General features: G+C 38.6%; 7 protein-coding genes. 4 read left to right on the forward strand and 3 right to left on the reverse strand.

Translation table 11 applies throughout. The features are described 5' to 3' along the window. Nucleotides 1–27: 27 nt before the first annotated feature. The 4 genes from AC3ITD_RS20470 to AC3ITD_RS20485 all read left to right on the forward strand — a co-directional run bounded on the left by AC3ITD_RS20470 (nucleotide 28) and on the right by AC3ITD_RS20485 (nucleotide 5737). Entirely contained in the window at nucleotides 28–1188 is a 1161-nt protein-coding gene (locus AC3ITD_RS20470; RefSeq protein WP_489362549.1) for a hypothetical protein, read from the forward strand. Further along, a complete protein-coding gene (locus AC3ITD_RS20475; RefSeq protein ID WP_489362550.1) occupies nucleotides 1185–2258 on the forward strand; it encodes a glycosyltransferase family 4 protein in 1074 nt (357 codons plus the stop codon). The genes AC3ITD_RS20470 and AC3ITD_RS20475 overlap by 4 nt, the downstream gene beginning before the upstream one ends. Beyond that, the gene (locus AC3ITD_RS20480) at nucleotides 2236–3348 is read left to right on the forward strand and encodes a glycosyltransferase (protein WP_489362551.1); all 1113 of its coding nucleotides are present in this window, start codon (nucleotides 2236–2238) and stop codon (nucleotides 3346–3348) included. Before AC3ITD_RS20475 ends, AC3ITD_RS20480 begins: the two co-directional genes overlap by 23 nt. Before the next feature lie 511 nt (nucleotides 3349–3859). Continuing rightward, the gene (locus AC3ITD_RS20485; RefSeq protein WP_489362552.1) at nucleotides 3860–5737 is read left to right on the forward strand and encodes a T9SS type B sorting domain-containing protein; all 1878 of its coding nucleotides are present in this window, start codon (nucleotides 3860–3862) and stop codon (nucleotides 5735–5737) included. Between the two features lie 186 nt (nucleotides 5738–5923). On the opposite strand, the gene AC3ITD_RS20490 is transcribed toward AC3ITD_RS20485, so the two are convergent. From AC3ITD_RS20490 to AC3ITD_RS20500, 3 genes are read right to left on the reverse strand one after another with little or no spacing between them, the layout of a single operon-like run. Beyond that, nucleotides 5924–8059 carry an OmpA family protein gene (locus AC3ITD_RS20490; protein ID WP_489362553.1) on the reverse strand — a complete coding sequence of 712 codons (2136 nt, stop codon included), beginning with the start codon at nucleotides 8057–8059 and terminating at the stop codon, nucleotides 5924–5926. 3 nt (nucleotides 8060–8062) lie between these two features. Further along, nucleotides 8063–8983: a PorP/SprF family type IX secretion system membrane protein gene (locus AC3ITD_RS20495; protein WP_489362554.1), complete on the reverse strand. Its 921-nt coding sequence runs from the start codon at nucleotides 8981–8983 to the stop codon at nucleotides 8063–8065. 1 nt (nucleotide 8984) lies between these two features. After that, a complete protein-coding gene (locus tag AC3ITD_RS20500; RefSeq protein ID WP_489362555.1) occupies nucleotides 8985–12596 on the reverse strand; it encodes an Ig-like domain-containing protein in 3612 nt (1203 codons plus the stop codon). Between the last annotated feature and the right edge of the window lie 225 nt (nucleotides 12597–12821).

The raw sequence follows: 12821 nt of genomic DNA on the forward strand, positions 1-12821 counted from the left end.
GAAACAAATCTAATTTTTTTAAAACTGATGATATATTATCTAGAATTAAATAAAAATAATGAAGCTCACTCTGCTTTAAATTCTTCTATGCTTAAAATTCTCAGTAGCGCTGATTCTGAAGTAACCCTATTTTGTTCAAAAAAACATTTTAACATTATTAGCAATGAATTAATTAAAATCAAAGGATTAAGCTTTTCTTCAATTAAAGTTATAGATAAGGGTTGGCAAACATGGTTCTTTAAGGTGATACTTGAAACATTCTATTTTTGGAAAATTTTAAGCGCAGCTAAAAAGAACAAAGTTAAGTTGGTATATCTTTCATCTACATTCCCAATTTCAAGTTTTTTTCTCAAACTTGTACGAAAGAAATATGATAATGTACCGCTGGTTACAGCACTACATGGTGAGTTAGAGTTTTTAAGAAAAACCAAATCATTTAAGCTTCGATTTTTGGGTTTATTTCTTCGATTAAGTTTCAGAATACATACTGATTCGAATTTTAAATATTTAGTATTTGGAGACGTTATAAGAAAAAACTTTCTGGAATATAATTATATCACGCCGATAAAAATAATTAGTATTGATCACCCTTATACATATCATGAAATTGGTAAACCTGAAAAAATTACCCAAGGTTCCATAAATTTTGGCACCATTGGTATTGGGAGTTTAAACAAGAACACAGAAAAATTATTTTCCTTAGCCGAATATTTCAGAGCAGAAATTCTAGCACAAACTGTGTCGTTCAGTCACGTAGGACGGCTTTTACCTGATTTGAAAAAATTTATCAACCCATTTGTTAAGGTCTCTTCAATCAATAAGCTAGAGTCACAAGAAAACTTTGAGGAAAAAATATCTAGTTTGGATTATAGTCTGTTTTTCTACGATAATGAGTTTTATAAACTCTGTGCAAGTGGGGCATTCTTTGACGCAATAAAGTTTGAGAAACCAATTTTAGCGTTGAGAAATGATTTCTTCCAATACTACTTTGACAAGTTAGGTGATATCGGCTTTCTTTTTGATAGTGTTACTGAAATGAGGGATCAGATCTCGATACTTATCAAACATCATGATAATGTTAGATACCTTTCTCAAGTAAACAATTTAAGTAAGGCTAAGCAAATTTTGTCAAGTGAGGTAATAGCTAAAGACCTTTTTGATCAACTTAAAGTGAATTTTAATTTATGATATATATCAATGGTAGGTTTTTAACCCAAAAAATTACAGGTGTGGCAAGATTTGCTTTTGAACTTTGCAAAGTGTTTCAGGAAATGGATGTAGAGTACACTTTGCTTATTCCCAAAAACCAAAAAATTGAAATTGAAAACAATTTTACTTGTCTAAGTATTGGTAAGTATCAATCTCATTTATGGGAGCAAGTAGATCTGCCAAAATATTTAAAATCTGTTGGGAAGCCGCTATTAATAAACTTTTCGGGCTTAGGACCATTGTTTTATGATAATCAAATAATCACTATACACGATTTATCATTTTATGTAGAACCAAAATGGTTCTCGTTTTCATATAGGTTATTTTATGGGTGTCTTACTCCAATTGTTGCAAAGAAATCTAAAGCAATTATTACCGTTAGTAATTTTTCTAAATCCGAGATTCAGAAATTTTTAAAAGTTCCTTCTGAAAAAATCACGGTAGTTTATAATTCTATATCACAAAATTTAAAAAATAATCACGATTCAATTCAAGCCACATCCGATACGGCTAAGAAATATATATTGGCAGTCTCGTCATTAGACCCTAGAAAAAACCATCAGAAGCTAATCGAAGCTTTTGAGAGTGATTTGTTTGATAATTACTACCTGTATTTAGTAGGTAAGGGTGCTTCACATTTCAATATTAACTTAAAAGAAAATAATAATGAGAGACTGAAATTTTTAGGATATGTTTCTGATAATGAATTGATGGAGTTGTACTCTGGAGCCGAAGTATTTATTTACCCATCACTCTATGAGGGATTTGGGGTCCCGCCCTTAGAGGCGATGATAAATAAATGTCCTATTATTGTTTCTGATATCGCTCCTCTAAGAGAAGTTTGTCAGGATGCAGCTTATTATATAGATCCTAATGATGTTAGAAGTATAAGAAATGGCTTAAATGAAGTCATCAACAATACTGAATTACGAATACGTTTGTCGAAGTCAGGTTTTGCAAGAGCGAATGAATTTAGTTGGACTACATCTGGAACAAAAGTAATTGAACTTATAAAAAAAATATCTCATGAAAGTTCTTCAAACGATTAAATATTACGAACCTTCAAAAGGTGGAATGGAATCTGTAGCTAAAAATATTGTGGACGGTGTAATTGCCTCCACTACAGATTTCCAGTTTACTATATATGCCAATAGTCATAAACCATTATTTAAAAGAACTGATGTTTTAAAGGGAAGAGTTCAGTCTATAAAAGAATTTACACCTTTTATAATCAAAAGTCAGCCTCTCTCTTTGTCTTACCCTATTTTATCAAACCTCATTTCGGATGCCGATATAGTTCACCACCACTATCCTTTTCCAAATATGGAAATTGCACTATTAAAAAATAAGCAGTTATTAAAGAACAAAGAATTCATTATAACCTGGCATGCGAATATTAACAATTCAAGATGGAGCTGGATAAGTAAGTTTTATAATCCAATAATTCAGCAATTGTTGGATTTAGCGACATATATTGTAGTAACTTCACCTCAATTAGCTGATTCATCCGAAATTTTACCTTTTTATAAAGATAAAGTTAGGGTCATTCCACTTAGCTTTGATCCTGCAATTAGCATGTCACATCTCGCGCCAAGGTTGTTTCCAGACGAGAGAAGGTTTAAGTTACTATTCGTTGGAAAATTAAGAGCTTATAAAGGACTTAGCTATTTACTTGATGCTGTGCAAGGATTAGAAGTAGATCTGACTATTGTTGGTAATGGCGAAGATAGAGATACATTGATTAAGAAAACCAAATTATTGAATATGGATGAACGCGTATCTTTCAAAATGGATTTATCTGACAAAGAAGTGTCTGAAATTTATCAAAATTCTGACTTATTTATATTGCCATCTATTAATGAAGCAGAAGCTTTTGGAGTAGTTCAGCTGGAAGCAATGGCGAATGGTCTACCAGTTATCAATACAAATCTTGCCTCTGGCGTTCCCTTTGTTTCACTAAATGGGGTGACTGGGCTAACCGTAGAACCAAGAAGTACTGAGAAACTCAGAGCAGCAATCCAAAAATTAATTGGGGATAGAGATTTATACGAAAAATTTTCTCGTAACGCTATTGCAAGATCTAAAGAATTTGGTAGAGATCAAATGACCTTGTCCTATCTTAAGCTTTATCAATCTTGAAGAAATTCGTTTTGATATTGCTATTAGTTAGGATAGAATTTGCTCAGTTTTTATAGAGGAATAGATGTCAAATGAGACAATGGGGAATATCTTCACCCCAATCAGCGGTGATAAAATTTAAGTGCGCTTTAAGGTCACATCTTCTAGATCAAGTGTTTATATCTTAATACATGGGCGGGTTAGACATCAATGCGAAAGTATTATACGAATACTTTATGTGAAATACTATGGAAGTTCATTGTGTTACTGAAAAGCTATTGTTGAATTGTCTCGCTTATGGTGCCGGGGATGCTGGAGATATATTGATCTGGTGCTGTTCGAGATTACAAGCCTTTCGGTCTATTTAAGTGTTTCTACCCAACCTTCTGATAGTCAGCTATTAAATAATTATTCGTTGAAATTGTTTTAGCGAAGCTATCACTTAATCGTTTAAATTTTAATTTATCCCCTAATTATTCACATCTTTGTTGAACGCTCCTCTCAATCAATGCGGAATAATAATATATTGTTAATGCTGCTTTTAATAGTATGCAGCTTAAAAGTCTTTGGACAACAGTGCGTCGGGTCGTTAGGTGAGCCTGTAATTAAGCTAGATTTTGGTCGGGGAACTTCTTATTTCGGATCGTCAATTGGGAGCGGTGCAACTTATGAGTTTGTCACTGCAGAACCAAAGGATGGTGAGTATACCGTTGCTAAAAATACAATCGGGATGTATCCCGATAATGGTTGGCATCAAATGTCTAATCACACTCCAGATGATCCTGATGGTTACATGATGATTATAAACTCATCCATTAATCCTGGTATCATATTTCAAAAGATGCTGTCGCCACTGTGCCCCGGAACAACATATGAATTTGAAGCATGGATTGCAAATCTTATAAACTATTCGGGAATAAAACCAAACCTTATCTTTCAGGTTGAAACTAAAGCCGGACAAGTTCTAAAGTCATATAATACGAATGAGATTCCAGATGGTCCAATCCCTGAATGGCTTCGGTATTCCACCACATTTACAGTTGGGAATGATACAGAACTTGTGCTTAAAATTATCAATTTAGGCGTTGGTGGAATTGGAAACGACTTTGCCCTAGATGATATTAGCATTCGTGCTTGCGGGCCGATCATTACCCAAAAGATAGACAATGTGGAAATGGCAAGTGCTAACGTGTGCGAAGGGCAAAATGCAAGTTATCGATTGGAGGCGAATGTTCCCCAAAATTTTTATTCAGACCCAAGATATCAATGGCAATTGAACACAGGTGATGGCTGGAGCGATTTAGTTGGTGAAAGCAGTATGGTATATAACGCCATTTTTAATAATGATTCAAAGGCGGGCATTTATAAATATCGTCTACTCACCGCAGAGGGGGACAATATAAACTCTCCTTCCTGCAGAGCAGCTTCATCTACCTTCACCATTACTGTCAACGGGGCGGCGAATGCTACAAATTCAGGTCCTGTCTGCGTAGGTGGAACCATTCGTTTAGATGCAGGAGAAGCAGGATCTTATCTCTGGACAGGCCCAAATTTTTCTTCTTCAGAACGGAGCCCGACCCTTGTAAATGCCACAAAAGAGATGGCTGGTGATTATATCCTGACAGTTAATACAAATGGTTGTACAACAACTGCAACCACTACTGTTTTAGTTTTTGACCCCATACAAGTTGTAACGAACCTAAAAGATTCAACAATTTGCGAGGGTGATTCGGTCAAATTAATAGCTTCTGGTGGTACCACCTATAGTTGGACGCCGATTGAGGGACTTTCCGATCCTCGCTCAGCAAATCCAACTGCATCTCCTAATCAAACTACGGTTTACACAGTTGCGGTATCCAATGGGGGTTGCACCGAATACGCTGAAATCAAGATTTCCGTCATTAAAAAACTAATTGTTGATGCCGGAAGTGATGTGAAAATTCTTGCTGGACAATCTACAAAGTTAAATGGTAAGATAAGCGGTGAGGTTGAGCGTTTCTATTGGACGCCATCAGATTATCTGGACGATCCTACATCATTAACCCCCGTTTCCACTCCTCCAATTACAATGAGATACGTTTTAACAGCTGTGCCTAAATTTGGATGTTCGATTGTTAGCAATGATGTTTTGATTCATGTTTCGCCAAATATTGTTATTCCGAATTCTTTTTCCCCAAATGGGGACGGTATAAACGATCTCTGGGAAATCCCTGTTGCCTATGGATTTCCAAAAGCAATCGTTAAAGTTGTCAATAGAAATGGTCAGCTGGTTTATCAAAGTATTGGCCCTTTTAAGCCATGGGACGGGAAATTTAAAAGTAGAGAGCTTCCTTCGGCAGTATACTACTATACAGTTTACTTAAGCGATGAATTTGGAACGCTCTCTGGTTGGATAAATCTACTTAGATAGAATTTATCTTTTAGCGTCACTCTACGCTCAATGGTCTAACTAGAGACGTGTCTGTTCGCATCACTTAACCGCTTATCGAGCAGTAAGAAATGCGTGTTCGCAAAAAAGCAATATGCGAAGCGCACATTGCCTTTGAGATCATATTAAGATTAGTGTTTACTTTGACTATAGTGATTTGCTACATCATTATTGATCAGCACAATTCTGCTGCGTGATGTTAACACCGGAAAGAATGACATCAAACTCAGTTCTTCTATTAAGCTGTTGATTTTCCTCTGAGCAATTAATTCCATCATAGCAGCGGTTTACCAATCGTGTTTTACCGTAATACTCTACTCTAATTCTCTCTGCCCTGATTCCTTTTGATATTAAAAATGCTTTTGCTGATTCGCCCCTGCGAAGGGACAGATTCCTGTTATATTGTTCCGAGGCACGGCTATCGCAGTGGCTGGAAGTAATGATTTTAATGTCAGGATATGTCCGCATTAAGCTGGCAAGTTCCTCCAAAGCGGGCCTCGCATCACTTCTTATTTCTGATCTGTCGAGGTCATAGTATATATTTTTTACTGCATAGACCTTTTTAAGGGAATCACAATGATTAAGTACGTATTGCTGTGCATTTTCGGTCCTGTTCAGCTGGATATCTAACTTTATTACGGAGTCTTTTTGGATGCCTACAGAACTGGTAAAATGAATCCCTTGAACATACCCCAGCTTTTGCGCGGTCACTTCATAGTCGGTTTCCAATGGCAAATCTCTTTTATATCTACCGTTGTTATCGGTTCGAATGGTATCGATGCCGTCGAGATGACGCATAAGGAGCCTACTTCCTGCAAGTGGAATTCTGGTCTTGGCATCAGTAATTACGCCTTCGATTGTAATTTTGTAATCTGATCTTTGGAACTCGTATATATCGTCATTCCCCCTTCTATTTGAGCTGAAATACCCCTTCTTTTCGTCCGGAGTGATAATAAGCCCGAAATCATCACCTGAGGAATTCATTCCTTGGCCCATGTTTGCCGGCTTTCCTGTAGGTTTCATATCCTTCATTGGTACATAGAAAAGATCCAATCCACCAAATCCAGCAAATCCTGTTGAAGAATAATACAGGTGGCCTGCTTTATCAAGATAGGGAAACATTTCATTGCCCTCAGAATTGATATTTTTACCAAGATTAATTGGCTTGGTCCATTCTCCCTGTCCTGATTTAACACTATAATACAAGTCAGTTCCGCCATATCCACCCGGACGATCAGATGAAAACACAAGGATATTTCCATCTGCACTCAATGCTGGGTGTCCTGTAGAGAATTCATCCCCATTGTAAGGAAATTCTTTTACTGAATTTAAATTAGGTCCAAAAATGGTGTATAATTTAAGCTTGACAATGCCATCAGAACTCTTCGTTGTCTTCCCGTTATTATAGTTGTTCCTGGTGTAAATGATTGATCCATCCGGAAAAACAGCGGCTGATGCGTTGTGATATTTATTTTCTAATCGTCCACCGATCTTTTTCACAAACTTCTCCTGCCCCTCCAATAGACCGAGGGTATCCCGCTCGATACTACTACTGTAAGCAGATAAAATGGGGCTATCATTACTTGTCGGCCCGGTGTCATCATCATTGTATCTTATTTTTTGCGGATATGAGGATTTTCTGCTGTTGATGAGACTATCTGGATTGATAACCTTAAGCGCTTTAAGATCTGATACTTGGTAAAGTTGGGTAAAGGGTGTATTGTCCCACCTAAAGGTATTTTTGGTTAACGTTGATGCTTGTCTATTACTGCTGAAAAGTAGTCCTTGTTTGTAAAATGCTGGGCTGTATTCAGCGGCCTGACTATTGATGTTTAAAAAGCCGATTGACCAGTTGGTTGAGGTTTTAGCAATACTTTTTAAATTCGTTGAGGTAAATGCGGCTGCACGTTTATCGCCAGGAGATAATGAGAGAAATCTTCTGTACCATCTTTCAGACTGCTCATATTGCTCATTATTTGCAAGACTTTCTGCATAATATAGTACCCAATCATTTTTGATGGAGGCTCTGGAAGTAAGCCAACTATAGCTTTTAAGTGTTCCCGGATAATTTTTTGTTTTTCTATAGCTAATCGCTAGCATTTCCTGTGCTTCCACATTCATAGAGTCCTTGGATAAAAATTTTTGAAGCTTCACAATTGCATAAGTATATTCTAAAGCATCAAAGTTCTTCCTTGCACTGGTCAGAAGTTGTTTGGAAACATTTTCCTGCGCTTGCAAACTGGAAAAAAAGCAGCAGAGTAATAAAAGGCAAAAAAGATGCGTTAATTTTTTGTTATAAAGCATAGTCTAAAAAAATCTTGGTGATATTATTTTGTTTCGCTCAAACCCAAACTCATATCTAAGCATAATTTCATGGCTGCCGGAGTTAAAATTCCGAAGTTGGGTAGTACTCCTGTCGTAGCTATAGCCAAAACGCAGTTGAGGAGTTGCTTGAACTTCCAGAAGGGCAGCAATGTCAGCACTCGAACGATATCCAGCGCCAATGGCTAATACATCTTTGATCCATAAACTTGCATTCAGGTCTGCCTCAATAGGTGCACCTTTAACCCCTTTAATTAGAAATGAAGGTTTGAGCTTAAAATCCGATGATAAGGGAAAAACATACCCCGCAGTAAGGAATAGATGTGGTACCTGGCTAGCCTGTAGCGCATCTCCATTGCCGCTATTATTCAGCTTATTTGTTAATAAATCCTGCGCAGAAAGGCCAAGATAAAATTTATCTGAATTATAGTACACCCCTGTACCTACATTGAAAAGCACTTTACTTGCATCATTTGCAAAAGCAGGATCAAAACTTTGGTTACCACCTAAAGATATAGAACTATACCGTGCATTGAAGTGACTCATGCTTGTTTGTATGCCAAATGCTAAACTCCCTTTCTCTAAACGGATCCGGTAAGCGAGTGCGGCAGAGCCTCCTGTGGTTTGTGTAACACCTAATTTATCACTAAAAACCTGGAAACCTATCCCTAATCTTTTATTCATAATGGGAGCATCTACAGTTAATGTTCCCGTCCTTGGAGCGCCATCAATTCCTGTCCATTGATTTCTGTACAGTGCAGTGGCGGAAATGACATTACGGCTTCCGGCATAAGCTGGGTTAATGGCAAGGGTGTTGAACATGTATTGGGTATACATCGCATCCTGCTGTGCCCAGCTCATCGTAGAAAAAATGGAAAGAATGACTAATATTATATATTTTTTCATGTTATCGGTTGATTGTGATATAGCCAACTCGCTTGTCGGCACCGTCTAGTGTTATTATGTAGTAATATGTGCCTGCTGGAACTTCATCCCCAACGTGAATGCCTTCCGTAGTCCGGCCATTCCAATCATTTTGATATGAACTGGACCTGTAGATCAGATTGCCCCAACGGTTGAATACATCTAGGTTTATTCTCTTGCCATCAGTATTTGCTATTACAAAATAATCATTGATTCCATCATTGTTAGGAGAGAAACCTCCTGGTACAAATAAGTCATCTTTTTTCAGATTGATAGTGGTAGGGATCGCTGGTGACACATCCCCGATAGTTAATGGATCAGGCTTCAATCCATCAGTTGATTGGTCTGAAATCCTGCTATTATCCACAGCTGAATTCCCTTCTGCGACTGCGGTGTTGTTAAAAATCCCATCAGTTTTATCCAGCATGACCCTGATCTGTAACTCAACAGTTCCAGAGGACAACTTTGCCAAGGTATTGCCAGATCTCAAGAGGTTTTTATCAGAACTCCCGTTGTAGTTGTTGTTTATCAGTAACCCACCTGTAGCATTTATTCCGTCGATCACCACGGAGTTTCCTTTAAATGTTGCAGAGAGGTCATCTATTAAACTTAAGTCGTTTATTCCCACATCCCCTAAATTTGATAGTGAGAATGCGTAAATGAGGTTGAAGCTGCCGTCTGTGTTTTTTACGGGTTGGCCTACCACGCGTTTAGCCAGGCCAATTTTAGCTGGGGCATATACGGAAATATTAACTTTTCCTGGCGTCGAGCTATTTCCATCCTTATCTATAATGACATAAGCAAATTCATCCGGTCCTGAATATCCTGGATTAGGTGTGTAAATTGGTTTTCCAGTGACAGGGTCAAATGTTATTGTTCCATGTTGAGGCGGGGTGATGATGTTGATCTTCCCACCTGAAGGAATGGGTATATCAATCGATTTTGGTCCGGCAACCGGCGTCTCAATGCTAACGTTAGGCGCAACAACTACTATCCGGTCCCTTACCGTTACGAGTACCTGTATCACATCAGACCTTATGCCGTCCGAAGTGCTAAGGATATAGGTGAACGCATCTTGTCCTGAGAATCCTGCGTTTGGAATGTATCGAATAATGCCGGTACTTGGGTCGGTTGCCACCGTGCCGTTACTTGGGGTGGTGGTCCAAATGATGCTTGTATTGTCCTTGCTTAAATCATTATCCTTCACCGGAATCGCAACAGGTACATTAAAAGGGGTTGAATAGGTGTCATTCGAACCCAAAGGTTTTACCGACACCACAACAGTTATTGGGTCTGATGACAATCCGTCAGCGGTTTGCAGGATATAGGTAAAATTATCCTTGCCAGAGAAACCATCTTTAGGAGTGTATAATGGGAGCCCGTTTGGTTGAATGGCTACATTGCCATTCAAGGGTACATTTTGTATCGTGACCGCTGTGCCATTTTTTGAAAGGTCGTTATCTTTCACGGGTATGGATACAGGAGTATTGGCCAAGGTTGTAATGGCATCCTCTAAACCAATTGGCTTTACGTTAACAACTACGTTTACTGGATCTGACTGTAAGCCATCCTTGTTTTGCAAGATGTAGGTGAAATTGTCCTTCCCGCTAAATCCCGGATTGGGCTGGTAGTTTACTGATCCGTCACTGTTTAAGGTGATTGTACCATTACCCGGGTCGGTCTTTTTTATTACCACTGCGCCGATTCTTCCAGGGTCGTTATCTAAAACATTTATCACTACCGGCTGATTGGAAGAGGTATTGGCTATATCAGGAACGCCAACTGGTTTAATGTTGATAGCTATGGTTACAATAGCGGTGTTAGATTCTGCTCCGTAGTTATCCTTTACGGTATAAACAAATGAGTCATAACCACTGTAATTGGCAGTTGGGCGATAATTTATGATTCCTGTCAAGGGATCTATAACCAGGGTTCCATGCATCGGCTGGCCTTTAATCACTATGCTGGCAGGGTTGATTGTAAAATTTCCATCAGCATCTCTATCATTTGCCAATATCGAAATTGGCACACTGGTATCTTTATTGGTCGTGACACTATCATTTACAGCTACGGGTATATGGTTGACAATGAGCTGCACTTCATCAAATAAAGTACACCCCCCCGGAGAGGTTAATTCCCATTTAAATACATATGTTCCGCCAACAAGATTGGTAACAGTGGCATCTGGTTGTGTGAAATTTGAAATAGTGATGGTAGTTGGACCCGAAACCTGACTCCATTTTCCTGAATTGTTACCTGGATTATTGCCCCTAAGCACATAATTCGTCCCAGCAGTGGAAATGTTTATGGTTTGGTCCTGCCCGGCATCGGCTTGAACGGGCGCTGATACGTAATTAAGGGTTATGCTAGCCTGATTGGAGGTGATGCCGAATGAATCAGCAATCGTATAAGTTGCGTTCACCGGTCCGGTAAAACTTGGCTCTGGTATAAACTGTAAAATACCCTGGGAATTCATTGTAAAAGAACCTTTACCCGCAACAGTATAGTTTTTCTGTATTCCAATGACATTAGGATCTAAATCAATTGATCCCCGATTAAGCGTAGATCCCTCATTTTTGGTCGTGTCATTGAGCGTCAAATCAATTAGCGCCTCCTTCCCCTGGCACAAAGTCAGCTGATCATTCTTTGCAACAGGTGGCGTGAGTCCCCGATCTGTATGTGGTTGTATCGTAATTTGCCTGATTTCATGATAATTGGTTTGAAAACCAGTTGAGGAGGCAAAACCATATCTTAAGTTAGCAGGTGCGATTTCTGCGTAATAATAGTTGTCTATTACTTTAGTCGTCACCGGGGATGAGCCGCCTCGGGTAATATTTACGGTGATGTTATACCCACCATTTGGATTTGGAGCAAGTTCCATGTTTACTCGCCTGTAACCATTATTAGTGGAATCTGGTTGACGCTGACCACCATCGCCTACTAAGGGAAACCCAAGATTACTGGTTTGTTGAGAGGTGAGGTAGCTGTAATTGCCTGCAGTTAATCCCGCCCCATTTCCTTTACCTCTAAGGGTTACAGATCCTGGCTTAAATCCAGTGCCACCTTGCCTGCCTTCAGTTGGGTTGGAAAAATTTCCGTATTCATCAAGTCCAATAGCTAAATAACCGTTACTCACACCAGGGGAAATTGGGGTAGTGGTAGTAATTTGTGCATAGCCCAGAGAACCACCGAAGCCTCCAATAACAAAAGGGCTAGCATTGGCATCAAAAAGGAAAAGGCTGATCCCGTCAGCTCCATTTCCCCCATAGATATAATATTCAAAATTAATAGACAGTCCGTTAACTGATGGAAAGTTCGTGCTATTAACCACGTAACCCTTTTGATTCTGTATATTACTGGTAAGTCTTAGGTAGCCGTTTCCGTTAGGATCAATCGGGGTTCCCAAATGGGAGCTTGTACTTACATCATAAGAACTACCTCCGGCAGTTAAAAAAGCGGAAGGGGAACCTCCGAATATGATGCCTTGAGCGGTTGAGTTTCGAAAACTTTCCACATAAGGAAACTGTGCATCGCAGGTTTGGCTTAAATGCAAACATAATGCGATGAGCAGTGAGATGCGTAACAATTTTATCATAAAGTTTGTTTAGCGTTTTATAAGCTATAATTTGCAAAGTTAAGATCTCGCAATCAATATATTGCCTTCATGAATTAATTTTTTGATTTTTCTCAAACTAATTCACAATATTTAGGAATATTATTCGTTTTAGCCATTTTTTACATCCAGTTATCTTCTGATTACATTAGCCGATTTTCAGTGTTCAAATCCGATTTGCTTTTTAGCTATGAGCCCTGCAGCTAA

It is taken from the genome of Pedobacter sp. KH_004 (genome assembly GCF_057840755.1).